This window comes from Serratia bockelmannii, from assembly GCF_051803255.1.
Lineage (GTDB): Bacteria > Pseudomonadota > Gammaproteobacteria > Enterobacterales > Enterobacteriaceae > Serratia > Serratia bockelmannii.
Genome location: NZ_CP196512.1, coordinates 2,113,937 through 2,132,597, shown reverse-complemented (window position 1 = coordinate 2,132,597; position 18,661 = coordinate 2,113,937). Strand labels below are relative to the sequence as shown.

Genomic DNA, 18,661 nt, shown 5'->3' with positions numbered 1-18,661 from the left:
TTTTTATCAGGTTTTTCACTCTACTGCCGCACGTGCCAAAAAGAAAGGCGGGATACTCCCGCCTGTGAATTTATTGCTGCGGTTGCCGCTCCAACTGCGGCGGCGGCTGGCGAAAGCGTCGGGTCAGCCAGGCCAAATAGCCGAAGCCCAGTGTCGCCCAGATCAGCCCCATGGTCAGCGAGCTTTTCTCCAGGTTCAGCCACAGCACCCCCACCGTCAGCGCCCCCACCAACGGCAGGAACAGGAAGTTGAAGCGATCTTTCCAGCTTTTGTTGCGCCCTTCGCGAATGAAGAAGTGGCTGATCACCGACAGGTTAACGAAGGTAAAGGCTACCAGCGCACCAAAGTTGATCAGCGCCGTGGCGGTCACCAGATCGAACGACAGCGCTGACAGCGCCACCAGCCCGACCATCAGCACGTTCAGCGCCGGGGTGCGCCATTTGGGGTGGATATAGCCGAAGAATTTCTCCGGGAACACGTTGTCACGCCCCATCACGTACAGCAGGCGCGATACGCTGGCGTGCGACGCCAGGCCGGAGGCCAGCGTGTTGATGAAGGTCACGCACAGGAAGATCGACTGGAACAGCTTGCCGCCGACGTACAGCGCGATCTCCGGCAGCGCGGCGTCGGGCTGGTGAAAGCGTTGAATGGACGGGAAAAACAGCTGAATGAAGAACGAGACGCTGATAAAGATCACCCCGCCGTACAGCGCGGTCAGGAAGATGGCGCGCGGGATCACCTTGGCGGCGTCGGGCGTCTCTTCACACAGCGTGGTGACCGCGTCAAAACCGAGGAACGAGAAGCACAGAATAGTCGCGCCGGTAATGATCGGCAGCAGATGCGCATTCTCGCTGAGGAACGGCCGCAGGCTCCACACCGTGCCCATCCCCTCGCCGTTGTGCAGGCCGCGCACCACCAGATAGATGAACACCAGAATGATCGCCACCTGCGCCAATACGAACAGGGTATTGAAGTTGGCCACCAAATTGACGCTTTTCAGGTTGATGGCGGTGATAAGGATAACGAAGCCCACGACCCACACCCAGGGCGGCACTTCCGGGAACAGCGCGGTCAGGTAAATCTTCGCCAGCAGCGTATTGATCATCGGCAGGAACAGATAATCAAGCAGCGATGACCACCCCACCAGAAAACCGACGTGCGGGTTGATCGCCTTCTGCGCATAGGTATAAGCAGAGCCGGCGGTGGGAAACTGGCGCACCAGTTTGCCATAGCTGATGGCGGTGAACAGCACGCCGGCCAGCGCCAGCAGATAGGAGGTCGGCACATGGCCGTCGGTGAGGCCGGAGACGATCCCGAAGGTGTCAAACACCGTCATCGGCGTCAGATAGGCCAGGCCCATCATCACCACCTGCCACAGCTTGAGGGATTTGCGCAGCTGCGGTTTGCCCGCCGGGCCGCCGTCGATGGCTTTAATCGTCATGGCATTTCCCCTCTTGGTCCTCTGCTGTCAACCGTGCAACGTCATTCAGAGAGGCCGCAGGGAAACTGCTGCTCAGGCGGCGGTAAAAACGGGTTGGTATCGCTGTCGGGCGGCCGGCGACCGGCCCGTAGGCACTGCGGCACAGACAAACGTCTGCGCAGGGGGCTGACTGAGTCATGGTTATTTCCTCGTCGGCGTCCTGTACGCCGTGATAGAAGAAATTCTGTACCGCAGCGCGCAGCCTCGCCGGCCACAGGAGAGCCGATGAAATGCGCCGGACGCGCGCGGTAGTCGCAGGGTGAGCGGGATCAGGCGTTTTTCAACATCCACTCGATTTCGGTTTCGGTGATCAGGCGCTCGAACTGCACCAGCTCATCAGTTTTGCAGGCCAGATAGACGTGGCTGAAGCGTTCGCCCAACAATGCATTGAGCACCGGCTGATGTTCGAACTCGTACAGCGCGTCGCTCTGGCGGATCGGGAACGGCAGCCCGTCCTGCTCCAGACCGTTGCCGGTCACCGGCTCAGGCAGCGGCAATGCGGTTTCCAGGCCATAAACGATGCCGGCCAGAATGGTCGCCATCACCAGATAAGGATTGGCGTCGGCGCCCGCCACGCGATACTCCACGCGGTGGTTGTCGCGATCGCCGCAGGGAATGCGCAGCGCCACGGTGCGGTTGTTATGCCCCCAGGAAGCCTGGGTCGGCACATACATGCCAGGCTGGAAGCGGCGGTAGGCGTTGACGTTCGGCGCCAGCAGCGCCATCGAAGACGGCATCAGGGCGATCATGCCCGCCAGCGCCTGTTTCAGCAGCGCCGAATCTTCGCCGTCATCGTCGGCGAACACGTTGTTGCCCTGCGCGTTCAGCATGCTGATGTGCACGTGCATGCCGCTGCCGGCGTGCTCCTCATACGGTTTGGCCATAAAAGTCGCCTGCATATTGTGGTTCTCGGCCACCATGCGCACCAGCCGCTTCAGCGCCAGCGCGTGATCGCAGGCCTGCAGCACATCATCAGTATGATGCAGGTTGACCTCGAACTGCCCCGGCGACGCCTCCGCCACCGCGCCGTCCGCCGGAATGCCCTGCAAACGCGCCAGTTCGTCGATCTCGCTCAGCACATCGGCGAAATGGTTCAGGTTATCGACGGAGTACACCTGGCTTTGGGTGTTGCGTTCTTGCGTGCCCGGCGCGCACGGCGGCTGCAGATAGCCTTCCGCGTCACGTTGACGATCGATGAGATAGAACTCCAACTCTACCGCTACCACGGGGGAAAGCCCGCGCTGACGCAAACGCTGCCACACTCGGTTCAGCACATTGCGCGGTTCAACGTCAAAGGGAGTGCCATCTTCATCCAACATGGTGAGCAGCACCTGCGCAATATATTGCGGGTCCGCCGCCGACGGCGTCAGCGTGCCCGGTACCGGCACGCACACGTGATCCGGCTCGCCCAACTCCTGCCCCAACCCGGCCTCTTCCACCACGTTGCCGAGAATATCCATCGCAAATACCGACGCCGGGAAGTAACAGCCCTTCTCCAGTTTGTTCAGGCCGCCGACCGGGATGCGTTTGCCGCGGAAGCTGCCGTTCAGGTCGGTCAACAGTACGTCGACATGTTGGGTTAACGGATAACGTTCCAGATACTTCTTCACTTCGCGCTGGAACGCGCTACTTCGTCTCTCTTCACTGTGCTGAACAAAGTTTTCCACTTCTATGATGTTGGTCTGCATGGTTCACCCGCCGTTTGTGTTTTGCTGTCGTCGATGTTTATTGACCGTCTTGTTCAATATAATGCCCACAAATGAAACGTAGATGAAACAAATTTGTTTTGCAAGTGTTACTTTTGGTTTGAATATTGCCCAATCGACTGCTAGATTTATAGAATATTGAACGAAATCGGCGGTGGAGAAGCTTATCGTTCATAATTTCGAACGTACCAAGGGGATAGCATGGACAATATATTTAACAGACCAGTCATTGGCGTCGTCATGTGCAGGTATAGGTTAAACGGGCACCTCACACAGACCTTGCAAGAAAAGTACCTGAATGCCGTTATCACCGCCGGCGGCTTGCCGATCGCCCTGCCGCACGCGCTGGCGGAGCCGGAAATGCTGGCGGAGCTGCTGCCGCGCCTCGACGGCATTTTGCTGCCGGGCAGCCCCAGTAATGTGCAGCCGCACCTTTATGGTGAAAACGGCGATGAGCCTGACGCCGATCCTGGCCGAGACGCGTTGAGCCAGGCGCTGATCCGCCAGGCATTCGACAGGCGCATTCCCCTTTTCGCCATTTGCCGCGGCATGCAGGAAATGGTGGTCGCCACTCAAGGCACCCTGCATCGCCGCCTGTACGAACTGCCCGAGCTGCTGGAGCATCGTGAAGATCACGATCTGCCGCTGGAACAGCAATACGCCCCCGCCCACGAAGTCATCGTTCAGGAAGGGGGGCTGCTTTCGCAACTGATACCGGATTGCAACAGATTCTGGGTGAACTCGCTGCACGGCCAGGGTGCCAAAACCCTGGGCGCGAGCGTTCGCATCGAGGCGCACGCCGCTGACGGGCTGGTGGAGGCGATCAGCGTGCGCGATCAGCCCTTCGCGCTCGGCGTGCAGTGGCACCCCGAGTGGAACAGCGACGAGTATGCCCTGTCGCGCCTGTTGTTTGATGGTTTCATCACCGCCTGTCGGAACTATCAAAAGGAAAAACGCCCATGAGCGACGTCAGCTTGGCACCGGGAAAACGTCTGTCGCAGATCCGTCAACAATTGGGGTTGTCGCAGCGCCGGGTCGCCGAACTGTCTGGGTTAACCCACAGCGCCATCAGTACTATCGAGCAAGATAAGGTCAGCCCGGCCATCAGCACGCTGCAAAAGTTGCTGACGGTGTACGGTCTGTCGCTGTCGGCGTTTTTCGCCGAGCCGGAAAAACCGGCTGAGCCGCAGATCGTGATAGACAGCGACGACCTGATCGAAATCGGCAGCCAGGGCGTTTCGATGAAGCTGATCCACAACGGCGACCCGAATCGTACGCTGGCAATGATGATCGAGACCTACGAACCGGGCACCACCACCGGCGAGCGCATCAAACACCAAGGGGAAGAGATCGGCACGCTGCTGGAAGGCGAAGTGGTGCTGCAGGTCAACGGCCAGAGCTATCACCTGCTGGCCGGGCAGAGCTACGCCATCAATACCGGCATCCCCCACAGTTTCAGCAACACGTCGGCGCGCATTTGCCGGATTATCAGCGCCCATACGCCGACGACATTCTGATCAACGGAGCCAGGCATGAACTTTCACCACTTGCAGTATTGGCAACAACGGGCACAGGCCCTGAAGATTGAGCACCAGCTGTTTATCGACGGCCGCTACCAGCCGGCCGCCGCGGGGAAATGTTTCGCCGTGGAAGATCCCGCCGGCCGCCGTGAGCTGGCGCAGGTCGCGCGTGGCGAAGCCGCCGACATCGATCGGGCAGTCAGCGCGGCGCGCGCCGCCTTTGAGCGTGGCGACTGGGCGCAGGCCGCCCCGGCGCAGCGCAAAGCCACGCTGCTGCGTTTCGCCGATCTGATGGAGCAGCATCACGAAGAGCTGGCGCTGCTGGAAACGCTGGACACCGGCAAACCCATCCGCCACAGCCTGCGCGACGACGTGCCGGGCGCCATCCGCTGCATCCGCTGGTACGCCGAAGCGATCGATAAGGTCTACGGCGAAATCGCCCCCACCGGCCGCGAGGCGCTGGCGCTGATCGAGCGCGAGCCGATCGGCGTGGTCGGCGCCATCGTGCCCTGGAACTTCCCGCTGCTGCTGGCCTGCTGGAAACTCGGTCCGGCGCTGGCCGCCGGCAACAGCGTGGTACTCAAACCCTCCGAAAAATCGCCGCTGAGCGCCATCCTGCTCGGCAAATTGGCGCAGCAGGCCGGGTTGCCGGACGGCGTGCTGAACGTGGTGCCCGGCTATGGCCACGACGCCGGCAAGGCGCTGGCGCTGCACCGCGACGTCGATGCCCTCACCTTCACCGGCTCCACCCTGGTGGCGAAACAGCTGATGATTTACGCCGGCGAATCGAATATGAAGCGTGTCTGGCTCGAGGCCGGTGGCAAAAGCGCCAACATCGTCTTTGCCGACTGCCCGGATCTGGATCAGGCTGCCCGCAGCGCCGCCGCCGGCATCTTCTACAATCAGGGGCAGGTGTGCATCGCCGGCACTCGCCTGCTGGTCGAAGCGAGCATTGAGCAAGCGTTCCTGCAGGCGCTGCGCAAACACGCGGCGGCCTTCGTCCCCGGCGATCCGCTCGATCCCGACACGGTGATGGGCACGCTGATCGACAGCGGCCACTGCGAGAAAGTGGCCGGCTATATCGATCGGGGGCTGAGCCAGGGCGCCGCGTTGTTCCTCGACGGGCGCGACCATCCGCAGGGCGACCACGCCGGCTATCTGGGGCCGACCATCCTCACCCAGGTGAACAACGCCATGAGCGTGGCGCGCGATGAAATCTTCGGCCCGGTGCTGGCGGTGACCACCTTCGACGACGAGCAACAGGCGCTGCAGCTGGCCAACGACAGCGACTACGGCCTCGGCGCCGCGGTCTGGACCCGCGATCTGGCGCGCGCGCACCGCATGGCGCGCCAACTGAAGGCCGGCACGGTGTTCGTCAACAACTACAACGACGGCGACATGACCGTGCCGTTCGGCGGCTACAAGCAGAGCGGCAACGGCCGCGACAAATCGCTGCACGCGCTGGACAAATTTACCGAATTGAAAACCACCTGGATCTCGCTGGAATAAGGGCTTATCTCATGACTGAACACGTAAAAAGCTACTATGCGGCCACGGCCAACGCACATCAGCCCTATCCGCAACTGAATGAATCGATCGAATGCGACGTCTGCGTGATCGGCGGCGGCTATACCGGCCTCTCCTCCGCGCTGTTCCTGGTGGAAGCCGGCTATAACGTGGTGGTGCTGGAAGCGGCGCGCATCGGTTTCGGCGCCAGCGGCCGCAACGGCGGCCAGTTGGTCAACTCTTACAGCCGCGACATCGATGTGATTGAAGAGCGTTACGGCGCGGAAAGCGCCCGCCTGCTCGGCAGCATGATGTTCGAAGGCGCGGAGATCATTCGCAGCCGCATCAGCCGCTACGCCATCGACTGCGACTACCGCCCCGGCGGCATCTTCGCCGCCCTGAACAACAAGCAGTTCCATGCGCTGATCGAGCAAAAGCGCAACTGGGAGCGCTACGGCAATACCCAGCTCGAGCTGCTCGATGCGGATCGGGTGCGTCAGGAGGTCGCCAGCGATCGCTACGTCGGCGCGCTGCTCGATCACAGCGGCGGCCACATCCATCCGCTCAATCTGGCGCTGGGCGAGGCCGAGGCGATCCGCCTGCAGGGTGGGCGCATCTTCGAACAATCGGCGGTGACGAACATTCGCCACGGTGAACCGGCGCTCATCAGCACCGCCAACGGCCAGGTGAAGGCGCGCTTCGTCATCGTCGCCGGCAACGCCTACCTGGGCGATAAGCTGGAGCCGCGGCTGGCCAAGCGCAGCATGCCGTGCGGCACTCAGGTGGTGACCACCGAACCGCTAGCGCCGGAGATCGCGCAGGCGCTGATCCCGCAGAATTACTGCGTGGAGGACTGCAACTACCTGCTGGATTACTACCGCATCACCGCCGATCATCGTCTGCTGTACGGCGGCGGCGTGGTATACGGCGCGCGCGATCCGGACGATATCGATAACCTGATCCGGCCGAAGCTGCTGAAGACCTTCCCACAGCTGAAAGGGGTGCGCATCGACTATCGTTGGACCGGCAACTTCCTGCTGACGCTGTCGCGCATGCCGCAGTTTGGCCGGCTGGAGAATAACGTGTACTACATGCAGGGCTACAGCGGCCACGGCGTGACCTGCACCCATCTGGCGGGCAAGCTGATCGCCGAGCTGATGCGCGGCGACGCCGAACGCTTCGACGCCTTCGCCAAGCTGCCGCACCTGCCGTTCTTCGGTGGACGCAATCTGCAGATCCCGTTCACCGCCATCGGCGCGGCCTACTACACGCTGCGCGACCGCATCGGCGTCTAAAAACAACAGGCCCGGTCATCCTGGCCGGGCCGGTAGGTTAACGCTTAGACGATCTTCGGTTGGCCGTCCGAGGCGGTCGCCCCGCCATCGACCGGAATGTTGGCGCCATTGATAAAGCTGGCGTCGTCGCTGGCCAGAAACGCCATCACCGCCGCCACTTCTTCCGGCTCCGCCGCACGCCCCAGCGCGATGCGCTCATTGAACTTGTCGCGGATCTCCTGCGGCCAGCCGTTGGTCATGTTGGTTTTGACCAGGCTCGGGCAGACCGAGTTGATGCGCACGCCGTCACCGCCGTGATCCAGCGCCATGGCGCGCGTCAGGTTGACCACCGCGCCTTTCGCCGCGCAGTAATAGGCCGCACCCCAGTCGCCACCCAGGCCGGACACCGACGCGGTATTGACGATACAGCCCTTGGTTTTCAGCAGGTGCGGCAAGGCAAATTTGGAACAAAACACCACGCCATCGATATCGACCCCGGCGATGCGACGCCAGTCGTCGATGCTGGTTTCCAGCACGCTGCCCGCCACGTGTACGCCGGCGTTGTTCAGCAGGACGTCGATGCGGCCCAGTTTTTCCGCCACCTCGTTCATCATTTTTTCAACCGCGACGTGATCGGAAACATCGATATGCACCGCCATCGCGCGGCCCTTCGGCAGCGAAGCGGCGACCTTGTCTACCGCTTCCTTGGCCCAGTCGGCCAGCACCACGATGGCGCCCTCGGCGGAGAAACGCCGCGCCGCCGCTTCCCCCATACCATTGCCCGCACCGGTGATAACCACGACTTTATTGTCAAAACGCATGAGACCTCCTCCATGTGAACGTATTTATATAAGTCATACAAATCTCATTACCCCGAGGATAAGACGCAGGCTCCCTGAGAGCCAGTCAAAACGTGCGGTTTATTAACCAAAAGGAGGTATGTCAGTGATTTCAATGCGCTGAGTTAATCTTTATCGGATTTTGGCCAACATATTGATGGAGATAATAAAATTGCGGCCAGTCACTATTTTCCTGGCAGATTGTCAGCAAGCGGGATTATTGCGGATAGACGGTTATGGCTGCTCAGAGATAAGCAATACGAATGAAAAAAGGCAGCCGCCCGCAGGCGGCGGCGACTATTTTTTCTCGATGGGGACAACCAGCAGATCGACGTTCAACTCATTGATCGCCTGACGCGCCGAAGAAACCAGCCGGCTCCAGACATCGTGGTGATGGCCGAAGATCACCAGATCGAACCCTTTCTCTTTCGCAACCCGGTTCAGCTCTTCCGTCAACGCGCCACGGCTGACAATCACCTCTTCGACCGGGTAGGACGACTGCCCTTTGATCGCATTGAGCATATTCTTCACCCGCTCCGAAAAGGTGCGATCGGTGTAGTTGTAATCTCCCACGCCCAGATCGACGTAATAGCCGGCGCGGTGGATGTCGATATAGATCAGGGAAAGTTTGGCATGGAGCGCGGCAGCCAGCCTGGCGCCCTTGCCCAGCAGAAACTCGGCGTCTTCGCTGAGATCCGTGGCGACAACGATATGCTGATAAGCCATGACGGTGGCCCTCCGCGTCAAACCCATGAACAGGATGGCGTTCCTTGCCGCATGTTTCTTATGCACCTTAAGTTTAGCCCAGCGCCGAGCCCTTCGCCTGCGTCAAAATCGTTCCATTTATGGAACGATGTATCCCGACTTCAGGCTCTACCGGATTTCTCTCTTCTCCCTACACTATAGGCAAGTGCTGAGTTTCAGCCTTATCAATCAAAGAAGATACCCACTGACCTCACGACGAGAAAAGGAAAACACCATGATCACTCCAGCCAACTTCAACGGCCAGCGTCCTGTTATTGATGCCAATGACGCAGTCATGCTCCTGATCGACCACCAGAGCGGCCTGTTCCAGACCGTCGCCGATATGCCGATGACCGAGCTGCGCGCCCGCGCCGCCGCCCTCGCCAGCATCGCTACCCTCAGCAAACTGCCGGTGATCACCACCGCCTCGGTGCCGCAGGGCCCCAACGGCCCGCTGATCCCGGAAATTCACCAGAATGCGCCGCACGCGCAGTACGTCGCCCGTAAAGGGGAAATCAACGCCTGGGACAACCCTGACTTCGTAGCGGCGGTCAAGGCCACCGGCCGCAAGACCCTGATCATCGCCGGCACCATCACCAGCGTCTGCATGGCCTTTCCGTCCATCAGCGCGGTGGCCGAAGGCTATAAGGTCTTTGCGGTGATCGACGCCTCCGGCACCTACTCGAAAATGGCGCAGGAAATCACCCTGGCGCGCGTGGTGCAGGCCGGCGTGGTGCCGATCGACACCGCCGGCGTCGCCTCCGAGCTGCAGGGCAGCTGGAACCGCGCCGACGCTCAGCAATGGGCCGAGGTTTACACCAAAATCTTCCCGGCCTATCAGCTGTTGATCGAGAGCTACCTCAAGGCGCAGGACGTGGTGAAAAACAACGAACTGCTGGACTCGCAGCGTTAAAATCGCGGGCATAAAAAACCCCGGCTAAGGCCGGGGCTATTGATCATGTGCCGGTGGCTTTCCCGGCTGTCATGTTATGGCGTAAGCGTCCATCCAACACTCCAACATTACGCAGCCTAAGCACAACTTTTTCACAACAGAAAAAAAGACTGAAAAGTGGCATTATTATTTATGCGATAATCTGTTTTTCTGTTGCCAATAATAATTAATTATTGGAACATCATCGAGGAATCGAACCCCAGTCCGCCAACGAATATTTCGCTGCCGCTCTTCCTACTGAGCTAATGACGTATCGATAAAGACTCCGGGCGAACCCGGAGTTTATTCAGGCTAAAGGTGTTATTTCTTAACTGCTCCGGCTTAAACCCTCATCGCTGTCGTAAGAAACCGCACCTCGACCGAAAATTACAACGCGACCACGTTGCCGGCAGAAGGACCCTTCATACCCTTTTCGATAGTGAACTCAACCTGTTGGCCTTCGTCCAGCGTTTTGAAATCGTTGCTCTGGATAGCAGAGAAGTGTACGAACACGTCTTTGCCGCCGTCTGCCGGGGTGATAAAGCCGAAGCCTTTCCCTGCATCAAACCATTTTACCAAACCCGTCATTTTAGTAGACATAGAGATATTTCCTTTATATTTTTGCGACGCCATAGGGCGATAGAGGTCTGTTTTTATTGGAAACTTATGGGGCACTAGAGAAGAAAATTCGCGGAAGAAGAGGTATCTGGGGGATATCACTAACACTGAGAACTGCTTTACTAAAACTGCTTTCATAAGGTCTGTATGACAAACCGATGACGCTATTTACACACAGCTAATTTATTTAAGCAAGATATATTTTAAATTATATTCATATGGCTCATAAATTTATTATCGCAAAAGGCCGCTGACGCCTGTCGCTACGGGCAGGTAAAAAAAGGTTTCACCCTGCTGGATTATATCGGCGATTCATTATAAAACTAAGGCTAACTCGCTGCTTACAGGCCGTTAACCGATGATCGATATGCCAGCCGTGCTCGCCGTTTTCACCGTCTATATCGTTGGCGTGGTGATCCCCGGCCCCAATTTTGTCGCCGTCGCCCACAAAGCCGTTTCCGCGCGCCGCAGCGAGGCTTTCGCTCTGGTGGCGGGCATTGTCTTGGTCAACCTGTTCTGGGCGAGCAGCGCCCTGCTCGGCGTCGGTATAATTTTCGCCTTGTTCCCCTGGTTGGCGCTAGCGGTAAAAGTGGCCGGCGCAGGTTATTTGATTTGGTTCGGTTATCGGCTGATCGCCCATGCAGCTCCCGGCTCAGGGGTTATCGGCGCGGCGGGTGGGGTGAACTCCGGCTTCAGATCGGCATTCTTGCAAGGGGTCGCCACCAACATCGCCAACCCCAAATCCGTCGCCTTTTACGCCGCGGTGTTTTCGTCGGCGGCGCCTGCCCATGTCTCCATGCCCACCTTCGCCGCCATGCTGCTGGAGGTCGCGGTAGTCGCTAGCCTGTGGTATGGCCTGGTGGCGCTGGTGCTGTCGCACGCGCCGATCGCCAGCGCCTACCGACGCAGTAAAGCCTGGATCGATCGCGCCTGCGGCGTGCTGATCATCAGCCTGGGCATCAGGCAGCTCTTCAGCCGATGATCGCGATCCCGAGCCGCTCCAACAGCTGCGCGGCCTGGTGGCTGTCCATTTTGACGCCCTGCAGATCGGTAGTGCGCAAATCCAACTCGCCCAGTTCCGCGTTGCTCAAATCACACTGGGTGACGTCGGCGGCACGCCAGTCGAAACCGGAGAATTCGCCGCCGGACAGATCGGAGCCGCTGAAGCTGGCGCCGAGCACCTGTGCGCCGTGCCAGCGGTTTTCCCACAGCTCGCATTTCTCCAGCACCACCTTGGCGAAGTTGGCATAGCTCAGGTTGCTTTTGGTGATATAGGCGCTGCAAAACCAGGTGCGGCTGGTGATCATGTTCATAAAGCTGGTGCCGCGAAAATCGGCGCCCTGCGCGCGGCATTCGCGGATCTCGATGCCCAACGCGTTGGCATGACGAAAATCGGCCATCGATAAATCACAGCTTTTAAAACTCGCGTCTTTCAGTATCGCGCGGCTGAAGTTGCCGCCCTGTTGGCTGTCGCGATCGTAGAATTGGCAGCCGATAAATTCGGTGCCGGTCAGATCGGCACCCGAAAAATCACACAGCATAAAGCTGCCGTTTTCAATCTTCTCGCCGGTAAAGCGGTTACGTTCGATCTTCTCACCCTTCAGCGCCAGGCTCATTGCAACACCCCTGTCTATTTATACAGTCAGGGCAGCATTTAATCCTATTCCGACAAGGTTGGCAACCGTCGTCGATCAGCGTGCCTCAGCTGCAGGCCGTGCTAACGCCACCTTGACGATGCTGAACGTCCTGATGCTCTCCGCCTGAGCGACGTCAGCAAACAGTTTGGGGTAACGGGAGTTGACCACCCACACCTCGCCATCGCGCAACGCGGCGCCGGTCGGCCCATCCAATCCCGGCGGCGTGGCGACCGCGGCGACATGGGCGCTGGCCCAGCCGTCGGCCGAGGCGAGCAGCGTCACGTCGCCGGACATGCTCCCCTTTTCAGCCGGAAAAGACTGTACGATCACCAATTCGTTGGCGTTTTTGAGCCGCAGCCCGTCCGGCCCTTTCAGCCGATGCGGCAGCCTGATTTCACTTATCGCAGGCGTGTTATCCATCGTCACCTTCCACAGCAGCCCGCGGGTGTAGTCCGACGCAATCAGGTAGCCATCCGGGTGATAGACGATGCCGTTGAGATAAGGCTGTGTGCCCTGCGCAGCGGCGGGTGCGTCGGCGGGCAGCAGAAGCGATGAGCGCACCAGGATCGACACGTGGCGCGTTGCCCGGTCGATCTTGTAAATCTGCGGCTGGAAGCTGTCAGTGACGTAGATATTGCCCTGCGCATCGAGCGTCAGATCGTTGGCCAGCGTCGGCCCACGGCTTAACGATGAGAGATCGTACGTCTGCTGCAGCGCGCCGGTATCGAGATTGAACTCCAGCACCTGCGCCACGCGATTGCGCGTGCCAGGGGCTGAATGGAGGGAGACGCCCACGTCTTCGTTGCATACCAGCACCCGGTTGCGCTCGGTGTCCACCAGCATGCCGGAGGTGGTAATCAGTCCCTTGTCGGTGGAAAACCGCCGATAGCGGCCATCCGGGTAGACCAGGCCCAGCTGGCCACCGCGCAGGGAGGAGATCAGGAACGCACCGGCGCGCGGCTCCCAGGCGATGCCCTCAGGGTAGGCGCCGGCGGGATCCGGCGAAAAATCGATGCGTTGCGTGGCCTGCGCCTGCATAACGACGCCGAGAAGCAGTGTGGCGCCGGCCAGCTGGGTGACGCGCCGGCGGCGCAACAATAAGAAAGACAAGAGACTGAAGCGGAACATGAGCATGACCCTGATGAGGACTCGGATCGCTAGAGTAGGATCGCGCCGCTTACGGCACCAGCCGGGAAAAAGGCAATGCGCCACTAAAAAAATCGCAGTAATCAGCGCAAAAAAAAACCGCCCGATGCGGGCGGTTGAGGTGACGGCGAACCGTTACTTCAGAGCTTCCTGAATGGCGTCGGCCATTGGGCCGATGTGCTTTTCCGCCGCTTTCAGCTGGAAGTCCACGCCGTTGCCGTCGTTGGTATCCGACAGCGTGGCCTTGATCAGTTCCAGCGCCGCCTGCACCGCCACCAGCCGTTTGTGCTGTTCGTCCGTGACCGGTTCGGCGCCCATATTGGCCGGATAGTAATGTTCTAACATCGCGATCTCCTTTTGATGACGTTAACCTCTAACCTACCAGAAAACCGCGCATTTACTAAGGAAACCAAGCCGGGCGCGGCCGAGTGACGATAAATTGCACTATACTGGGCAAACACTCCCCCCTGATACAGGATCATCGCCATGTCATTCCAGGGAAGCTGCCACTGTGGCGCCGTCACCTTCTCCGTAGACGCCGAACTGCCCACCGAAGCCCTCAGCTGCAACTGTTCTATTTGCCGCCGCAAAGGGCTGCTGCTGTCGTTCTTCCCCATCAGCGCTTTCACGCTCAACAGCGGTCAGGACCAGCTCAGCACTTACACTTTCAATCACCACAGGATCCGCCATCAGTTCTGCCGGACCTGCGGTGCCCAGCCCTTCGCCTACGGTACCGCGCCGGACGGCGCCGCGATGTGCGCCGTTAACCTGCGCTGCGTGCCTGACGTCGCGCTGGATGCGTTACAGATCCACAGCTACGACGGGGCCAGCGTCTGAGCGAATCGCGCACTCAGTCGAAGGCGACCCAGCCGGCGTCGGTTTCAGCGGATTGCACGCAGCACGCCACCCACTTCACGCCCAGTGCGCCGGCCTGCACGTCCGGGTACCAGAAGTCGGCCAGGAAGGCCGCGTCGCGCCGATCGGTGGCGTCCATCGCCAGCGCGAAGCGGCGGTAGAGATTCGACCAGGCTTCAAACAACCCCTCCGCATGACCGCCGCCGATGCGATCGTCCGCCAACGCCGGCGCATCGAGATACGGCATGCCGCGCTCCAGGATCCGCACCGGCTCGCCCTGCACTTCGAAGCGTAGCTGATTGGGTTGTTCATCCCACCACTCCAGGCTAGCCTTTTCACCGACGATGCGCACCTTTTGACCGTGCATCGAACCGCAGTTGACCGCCGAACACCACACGGAGCCGACGGCGCCGTTGTGATACTCCATCAGCACATAGGCGTTGTCCTCCAACGGCGCGCGCGACGGCACAAAGCTTTGCCGGCTGCAGATCAACCGCCGGATCTTCAGCTGCGGCGCCATGGTTTCCGCCAGAAACAGCGTGTGGGTCGCCAGATCGCCCAGCACATAGCTGGGGCCGACAAAGTGCGGATCGACCCGCCAGCGAGTGCTGGGATTATCCTGCTCCACCGGCGCGGCGTGAAAGCCGTGAGCGAACTGCATATTCACCAGCCGGATTTCCCCCAGACGGCCATCGGCAATCATCTGCCGGGCCTGTAAAATCATCTGGTGCCCGGCATAGCCGTAGGTCACGCCGATGACTTTGCGCTGCCGCTCGCACAACGCCGCCAGCGCCTGCGCCTCATCGACGCTGAAACACAGCGGCTTCTCGCACACCACGTGCAATCCCGCCTCCAGCGCCGCCCGGCAAATGGCGTAATGGGTGTTGTTCGGCGTGGCGATCGAGACCGCTTCAATGCCGTCCGCCCGCGCGGCTTCGGCGCGGAACATCTCGGCATAATCCGCATAACAGCGCTCCGCCACCACGCCCAGGCTCCGACCAAAATCACGCCCGCGTTCGGCGTCAATGTCAAACGCGCCGGCCAACAGAGTAAACGCGCCGTCGCGCAAGGCCGCCGAACGGTGGATGTAACCTATCTGGCTGGTGCCGCCGCCGCCGACCATGCCCCAACGCAACGATCTCGCCAAAGGTTTGCTGCCGTTGATCATCGTGTTTCTCCTGATTAAAAGCCGAGGCCGCGCAAGTAGCGCAAGCTGGCGGTGACGTCCTGCAGGCTGCCCTGCACATTGCGCGGATCGCGTTCCTGCTCGATAGTGATCCAGCCCCGGTATCCGCGCTCGGCCAACAGCGCGCGCAGCTGCGGATAATCGATCGCCCCGCTGCCCAACGGGCACATGACACCCTCGGCGCAGGCGGTGAAAAAATCGACGCCGCGCGCCAGCACCTCGCGGAACACCAGCGGATCGACGTCTTTAAAGTGCAGATAATCGAGACGTTCAAAGTGCTTGCTCAGCCAGGCCGCCGGGTCCAGCCCGGCGTAATACAGATGGCCGGTATCCAGGCACAATCCGGCGGTGTGATGCGGAATGTCCGCCGCCAACCGGTCGATTTCGTCGGCGAACTCGATGCAGCCGCCGGCGTGCGGATGCACCACCGGCCGCACGCCGTATTCCCGCCAGGCCAATTCGCTGATGCGCGTAATGTGCCCGATCATCCTCTGCCACTCTGCCTGCGACAAACGCGGCGCTAAATCTGAACGCCCGGCGAACCTGGCGCGTTGCGGATTGCCGAAATCGATAATCACCAAGAACGGCGGCGCGGCGCGATCGCCCTCGGTCGGCTCCGCCCTGGGCGCCCGCGAGAGGTTGCGGCATATCCGATGAGTCAGGGCCAGCAGGCGCTCAATGTTCGCCTCGCTGACCAGATCGTCAAAAATCGTGCCGGCCACCAGCGACAGACGATGCTGCTCCAGCGCGGCGCACAGCGCCTCGCTCTGCGTCGGCAAATAGCCCCACGGCCCCAGCTCGATGCTGCGGTAGCCGGCCGCCGACGCTTCTTGCAGAACCGTGGCGTAGGGCGGCAAATGGGGATTGTTTGGGTCATCCACGCCCCAACTGCAGGGCGCATTGGCGATAGGCAAAGTCATGGCGACGGCTCCTTTCTTGCGGGGAATGCCGGCAGTATCAAACAAAAATTCCAAAACCATCAATAATGAAAATTTTATTTTTTGATAGAGATCGCGCTATTTTTGATGAATTATTTGATAGTTTTTAATCAAATTGAGGCGACGCCTGACTGCGCCATGACCTCGGCAAACACCACTCAGCGGCCGTCAGAGGTTTTCTTTGGTGATCACATCGAAGCGATTAATGATGTGGCGTAATCCCGGTTGTTCATCGGCAGCGAGCAGCGTCTCGACAATCGTGGCGGCCAACTCAGAAATGCGGTGACACAGCAACAGATCCACCGTGCCGTCGAGCAGCGCCATTTCACCGCCCTGCACCGGGCCGTGGCACACCAGCGTGATGTCGCGCTGCCGGCCGCTCTCTCGTAACGCCTGAATAATGCCCTCTACACCGCCGCTCGGCGCGTACAGCGCCGCCAGCTCCGGGTGGTTCGCCAGCAGTTCACGCGTGACCCGGCGCGCCGTTTCCGCGTCCTCGAGGCTGCGCACCGGTTCCAGCACACGCTGGCCGCTCATCTGCTCACGCAGGTAGGAGCGAAAACCGATCTCGCAGGCTTCCTGGCAAGTAAAACGGTTGTCGCCGATGATCACGCCAACATCTCCCTGACGCCGGCACAGACGGTCCACCGCCCAACCGGCGGTGCGGCCCGCTTTTTGATTATCCAGACCGATGTAGCCGGCGCGGCTGGGCACCGATAAATCCGACAGCAGCGCGAAAACGTTGATGCCCGCCTGCGCGGCTTCTTCTACGGCATAGTGGATCAGGGGGTGATCCAGCGCCAACACACCGATCGCGTCCACCTGGCGGCTCAATTGGCTAATGGCGGCGGCGGTATCGCCGATGGCATTGAGAGAGTGGAAGATGAACTGCGGCGGCTGCCCCGGCTCATGATACGGCGCCGCTTGCACCATCAGTTCATCAGCCAGTTGCGCATAGAAAGAGTGTTCGCGCCGCAGTAGGATGAACCCCATTCTCAGGCGGCGTTCCGGCCTGCCCAGCACCGCCGACAGGCAGTGGGACTTTTCCAACGCGAACCCCAACTTTTTCGCCGCCTCAATCACCCGGCGCTGGGTGGCGGGCCGCACCGACGCGCGTTGGTTGATCACCCGATCGACGGTGGCGATGCCGACCCGCGCCTCTCTGGCGATCGCCGCCATGGTGGTTTTCTTGCCGCTCATGTTCATCTCCATCAACGATTTGATGGAAAAATATCATAGACGTTGACGCCCCTGATGTGATGCCGTTCGCGATTAACGGTAGACGGAGAACTTCTTGGTGAGCGGCTTAAGCTGTTCAGTGTCGCCGTAGAGCGCTACCGCCACGAAGTCCAACTGCTCGTAGGGGGTATTGGCGGTGTCGGCGATCTGCTGCTCGGCGGAGTGCGACAGCATGGTGGTGGTGAAGAAGTTGGACAGCACGCCCTCCTCCTTGCACTTGAGGATCAGGTTGCTGAGCTGGCTGCTGTTCTTGGCCTGCAGGATGACGATCGGGTAGTGGCTCATATTGGCGCTGACGCCGTCGAGGCTGCTCGGGTAGTGGTGAAACTCGCGCTGCTCGATAAGATCGGTGATGCCCGCCGTCAGATGGCAGGAGGCGTTAAACAGAGTGGCCGGTTCGTGGTTGCGGTTGAGGATGATGTAGAATTTTTTCTCGTTATCGCTGTACATACTCTTCTCCTTGAATAGACAACCCTTTTTACCCAAGCCAAGGGCGGTTTTCAAGGCGAGATAAGGGCCGCGTCCGGCCCCGTGATGACGTTTCAGCCTCAGATCCCGCCTTCGCCCGGGCCCAGCGGCTGCGCCACCTGATGCAGCACGGTGATGTTCTGCAGGATAGTGCCGCCGTCAATCGGTTTCATCTGGCCGTCGCGATCTTTATAGTGCGTCGGTTTGGCGCCGTGGAAGAACAGGCCAGCGTTAACCTGCACGCCCAGATAGCCTGCGCTGGCCGGCAGGCGCTGCACGTCGGTCCAGGGGTTGGAAACCGGCACGTACTGGAAGCCCTCGCCCGTCTTGGCGTATAGCGGGCGCAGCAGCGTGACAAAGGCCATCATCGGCGACAGCGCTTCTTTAAAGATCTGCACCGGCCGATCGACCGTCATCAAGAAACCCTGCGGTTGCTCCTCAACCGTGTCGAGGCTCAGGCTGCTGCTGATATCATCACCCCGGCCGCCATAGCTCCACTCCATCACCGGCGCTCCATTTTCATTCATCATCTCTGACATACACTGCTCCTTATAAATAAAATTGATCGGGCACG

20 protein-coding genes and 1 pseudogene are annotated in these 18,661 nt (G+C 60.1%); 7 read left to right on the top strand and 14 right to left on the bottom strand.

Annotation, left to right across the window (positions count from 1 at the left end):
• Window positions 1-70 precede the first annotated feature (70 nt).
• Together ACSJLU_RS10280 and ACSJLU_RS10275 are read right to left on the bottom strand one after the other, a co-directional pair.
• Window positions 71-1,441 (bottom strand): APC family permease, encoded by a 1,371-nt coding sequence (locus ACSJLU_RS10280; RefSeq protein ID WP_025302554.1) that lies wholly within the window; start codon window positions 1,439-1,441, stop codon window positions 71-73.
• A gap of 308 nt (window positions 1,442-1,749) precedes the next feature.
• Window positions 1,750-3,168 (bottom strand): glutamine synthetase family protein, encoded by a 1,419-nt coding sequence (locus tag ACSJLU_RS10275; RefSeq protein WP_167324254.1) that lies wholly within the window; start codon window positions 3,166-3,168, stop codon window positions 1,750-1,752.
• Between the two features lie 219 nt (window positions 3,169-3,387).
• Here ACSJLU_RS10275 and puuD point away from each other — a divergent pair, with 219 nt between their 5' ends.
• The 4 genes from puuD to ACSJLU_RS10255 are packed head-to-tail and all read left to right on the top strand — an operon-like array spanning window position 3,388 to window position 7,507.
• Window positions 3,388-4,149, top strand: a complete 762-nt coding sequence (gene puuD / locus ACSJLU_RS10270) for a gamma-glutamyl-gamma-aminobutyrate hydrolase (protein ID WP_167324253.1) — start codon at window positions 3,388-3,390, stop codon at window positions 4,147-4,149.
• Complete coding sequence (gene puuR / locus ACSJLU_RS10265; RefSeq protein WP_016928041.1) at window positions 4,146-4,703, top strand: HTH-type transcriptional regulator PuuR; 558 nt, start codon at window positions 4,146-4,148, stop codon at window positions 4,701-4,703. The genes puuD and puuR overlap by 4 nt, the downstream gene beginning before the upstream one ends.
• A 15-nt stretch (window positions 4,704-4,718) precedes the next feature.
• A complete protein-coding gene (gene puuC, locus ACSJLU_RS10260) occupies window positions 4,719-6,215 on the top strand; it encodes an aldehyde dehydrogenase PuuC (RefSeq protein WP_025302551.1) in 1,497 nt (498 codons plus the stop codon).
• An 11-nt stretch (window positions 6,216-6,226) separates the two neighbouring features.
• Window positions 6,227-7,507 (top strand): NAD(P)/FAD-dependent oxidoreductase, encoded by a 1,281-nt coding sequence (locus ACSJLU_RS10255; RefSeq protein WP_025302550.1) that lies wholly within the window; start codon window positions 6,227-6,229, stop codon window positions 7,505-7,507.
• A 44-nt stretch (window positions 7,508-7,551) separates the two neighbouring features.
• Here ACSJLU_RS10255 and ACSJLU_RS10250 read toward each other — a convergent pair whose 3' ends face one another.
• Window positions 7,552-8,307, bottom strand: coding sequence for an SDR family NAD(P)-dependent oxidoreductase (locus ACSJLU_RS10250; protein ID WP_016928044.1), 756 nt, complete (start codon window positions 8,305-8,307; stop codon window positions 7,552-7,554).
• Window positions 8,308-8,622: 315 nt separating this feature from the next.
• Window positions 8,623-9,051: a universal stress protein gene (locus ACSJLU_RS10245; protein WP_025302548.1), complete on the bottom strand. Its 429-nt coding sequence runs from the start codon at window positions 9,049-9,051 to the stop codon at window positions 8,623-8,625.
• Window positions 9,052-9,304: 253 nt separating this feature from the next.
• On the opposite strand from ACSJLU_RS10245, the gene ACSJLU_RS10240 reads away from it, so the two are divergent.
• Entirely contained in the window at window positions 9,305-9,982 is a 678-nt protein-coding gene (locus ACSJLU_RS10240; RefSeq protein WP_060447268.1) for an isochorismatase family protein, read from the top strand.
• A gap of 213 nt (window positions 9,983-10,195) precedes the next feature.
• Here the strand turns inward: ACSJLU_RS10240 and ACSJLU_RS10235 are convergent.
• A pseudogene (locus ACSJLU_RS10235) lies at window positions 10,196-10,273 on the bottom strand.
• Window positions 10,274-10,387: 114 nt separating this feature from the next.
• Window positions 10,388-10,600: a transcription antiterminator/RNA stability regulator CspE gene (gene cspE, locus ACSJLU_RS10230; protein WP_025302547.1), complete on the bottom strand. Its 213-nt coding sequence runs from the start codon at window positions 10,598-10,600 to the stop codon at window positions 10,388-10,390.
• Window positions 10,601-10,976: 376 nt separating this feature from the next.
• Between cspE and ACSJLU_RS10225 the strand changes: the two genes are divergently transcribed.
• Window positions 10,977-11,600 carry a LysE family translocator gene (locus ACSJLU_RS10225; RefSeq protein WP_043141429.1) on the top strand — a complete coding sequence of 208 codons (624 nt, stop codon included), beginning with the start codon at window positions 10,977-10,979 and terminating at the stop codon, window positions 11,598-11,600.
• Here the strand turns inward: ACSJLU_RS10225 and ACSJLU_RS10220 are convergent.
• From ACSJLU_RS10220 to ACSJLU_RS10210, 3 genes are all read right to left on the bottom strand, one after another.
• Complete coding sequence (locus ACSJLU_RS10220; RefSeq protein ID WP_261464024.1) at window positions 11,590-12,234, bottom strand: Qnr family pentapeptide repeat protein; 645 nt, start codon at window positions 12,232-12,234, stop codon at window positions 11,590-11,592. The genes ACSJLU_RS10225 and ACSJLU_RS10220 overlap by 11 nt on opposite strands.
• Before the next feature lie 75 nt (window positions 12,235-12,309).
• Window positions 12,310-13,383 (bottom strand): SMP-30/gluconolactonase/LRE family protein, encoded by a 1,074-nt coding sequence (locus tag ACSJLU_RS10215; RefSeq protein WP_342096755.1) that lies wholly within the window; start codon window positions 13,381-13,383, stop codon window positions 12,310-12,312.
• Window positions 13,384-13,536: 153 nt separating this feature from the next.
• Window positions 13,537-13,746 (bottom strand): hypothetical protein, encoded by a 210-nt coding sequence (locus ACSJLU_RS10210; protein ID WP_004941260.1) that lies wholly within the window; start codon window positions 13,744-13,746, stop codon window positions 13,537-13,539.
• Window positions 13,747-13,887: 141 nt separating this feature from the next.
• Here ACSJLU_RS10210 and ACSJLU_RS10205 point away from each other — a divergent pair, with 141 nt between their 5' ends.
• Complete coding sequence (locus ACSJLU_RS10205) at window positions 13,888-14,238, top strand: GFA family protein (RefSeq protein WP_043141436.1); 351 nt, start codon at window positions 13,888-13,890, stop codon at window positions 14,236-14,238.
• A 13-nt stretch (window positions 14,239-14,251) separates the two neighbouring features.
• On the opposite strand, the gene ACSJLU_RS10200 is transcribed toward ACSJLU_RS10205, so the two are convergent.
• The 5 genes from ACSJLU_RS10200 to ACSJLU_RS10180 form a co-directional block, all read right to left on the bottom strand.
• On the bottom strand, window positions 14,252-15,424 hold the full coding sequence (locus tag ACSJLU_RS10200) for a Gfo/Idh/MocA family protein (RefSeq protein WP_142590470.1): 1,173 nt from the start codon (window positions 15,422-15,424) through the stop codon (window positions 14,252-14,254).
• A 14-nt stretch (window positions 15,425-15,438) separates the two neighbouring features.
• Complete coding sequence (locus ACSJLU_RS10195) at window positions 15,439-16,362, bottom strand: TIM barrel protein (RefSeq protein WP_025302541.1); 924 nt, start codon at window positions 16,360-16,362, stop codon at window positions 15,439-15,441.
• 186 nt (window positions 16,363-16,548) lie between these two features.
• Window positions 16,549-17,580 carry a LacI family DNA-binding transcriptional regulator gene (locus tag ACSJLU_RS10190; RefSeq protein ID WP_089180813.1) on the bottom strand — a complete coding sequence of 344 codons (1,032 nt, stop codon included), beginning with the start codon at window positions 17,578-17,580 and terminating at the stop codon, window positions 16,549-16,551.
• Window positions 17,581-17,652: 72 nt separating this feature from the next.
• The gene (locus tag ACSJLU_RS10185) at window positions 17,653-18,069 is read right to left on the bottom strand and encodes a DUF2000 domain-containing protein (RefSeq protein WP_004941246.1); all 417 of its coding nucleotides are present in this window, start codon (window positions 18,067-18,069) and stop codon (window positions 17,653-17,655) included.
• 98 nt (window positions 18,070-18,167) lie between these two features.
• Entirely contained in the window at window positions 18,168-18,626 is a 459-nt protein-coding gene (locus ACSJLU_RS10180; RefSeq protein WP_043141449.1) for a hypothetical protein, read from the bottom strand.
• Window positions 18,627-18,661 lie beyond the last annotated feature (35 nt).

Bases quoted from the DNA above. Each gene is read 5' to 3' on its own strand.
- ACSJLU_RS10280 (WP_025302554.1), bottom strand. From the start codon at position 1,441: ATGACGATTAAAGCCATCGACGGCGGCCCGGCGGGCAAACCGCAGCTG.
- ACSJLU_RS10275 (WP_167324254.1), bottom strand. From the start codon at position 3,168: ATGCAGACCAACATCATAGAAGTGGAAAACTTTGTTCAGCACAGTGAA.
- puuD (WP_167324253.1), top strand. From the start codon at position 3,388: ATGGACAATATATTTAACAGACCAGTCATTGGCGTCGTCATGTGCAGG.
- puuR (WP_016928041.1), top strand. From the start codon at position 4,146: ATGAGCGACGTCAGCTTGGCACCGGGAAAACGTCTGTCGCAGATCCGT.
- puuC (WP_025302551.1), top strand. From the start codon at position 4,719: ATGAACTTTCACCACTTGCAGTATTGGCAACAACGGGCACAGGCCCTG.
- ACSJLU_RS10255 (WP_025302550.1), top strand. From the start codon at position 6,227: ATGACTGAACACGTAAAAAGCTACTATGCGGCCACGGCCAACGCACAT.
- ACSJLU_RS10250 (WP_016928044.1), bottom strand. From the start codon at position 8,307: ATGCGTTTTGACAATAAAGTCGTGGTTATCACCGGTGCGGGCAATGGT.
- ACSJLU_RS10245 (WP_025302548.1), bottom strand. From the start codon at position 9,051: ATGGCTTATCAGCATATCGTTGTCGCCACGGATCTCAGCGAAGACGCC.
- ACSJLU_RS10240 (WP_060447268.1), top strand. From the start codon at position 9,305: ATGATCACTCCAGCCAACTTCAACGGCCAGCGTCCTGTTATTGATGCC.
- cspE (WP_025302547.1), bottom strand. From the start codon at position 10,600: ATGTCTACTAAAATGACGGGTTTGGTAAAATGGTTTGATGCAGGGAAA.
- ACSJLU_RS10225 (WP_043141429.1), top strand. From the start codon at position 10,977: ATGATCGATATGCCAGCCGTGCTCGCCGTTTTCACCGTCTATATCGTT.
- ACSJLU_RS10220 (WP_261464024.1), bottom strand. From the start codon at position 12,234: ATGAGCCTGGCGCTGAAGGGTGAGAAGATCGAACGTAACCGCTTTACC.
- ACSJLU_RS10215 (WP_342096755.1), bottom strand. From the start codon at position 13,383: ATGTTCCGCTTCAGTCTCTTGTCTTTCTTATTGTTGCGCCGCCGGCGC.
- ACSJLU_RS10210 (WP_004941260.1), bottom strand. From the start codon at position 13,746: ATGTTAGAACATTACTATCCGGCCAATATGGGCGCCGAACCGGTCACG.
- ACSJLU_RS10205 (WP_043141436.1), top strand. From the start codon at position 13,888: ATGTCATTCCAGGGAAGCTGCCACTGTGGCGCCGTCACCTTCTCCGTA.
- ACSJLU_RS10200 (WP_142590470.1), bottom strand. From the start codon at position 15,424: ATGATCAACGGCAGCAAACCTTTGGCGAGATCGTTGCGTTGGGGCATG.
- ACSJLU_RS10195 (WP_025302541.1), bottom strand. From the start codon at position 16,362: ATGACTTTGCCTATCGCCAATGCGCCCTGCAGTTGGGGCGTGGATGAC.
- ACSJLU_RS10190 (WP_089180813.1), bottom strand. From the start codon at position 17,580: ATGAGCGGCAAGAAAACCACCATGGCGGCGATCGCCAGAGAGGCGCGG.
- ACSJLU_RS10185 (WP_004941246.1), bottom strand. From the start codon at position 18,069: ATGTACAGCGATAACGAGAAAAAATTCTACATCATCCTCAACCGCAAC.
- ACSJLU_RS10180 (WP_043141449.1), bottom strand. From the start codon at position 18,626: ATGTCAGAGATGATGAATGAAAATGGAGCGCCGGTGATGGAGTGGAGC.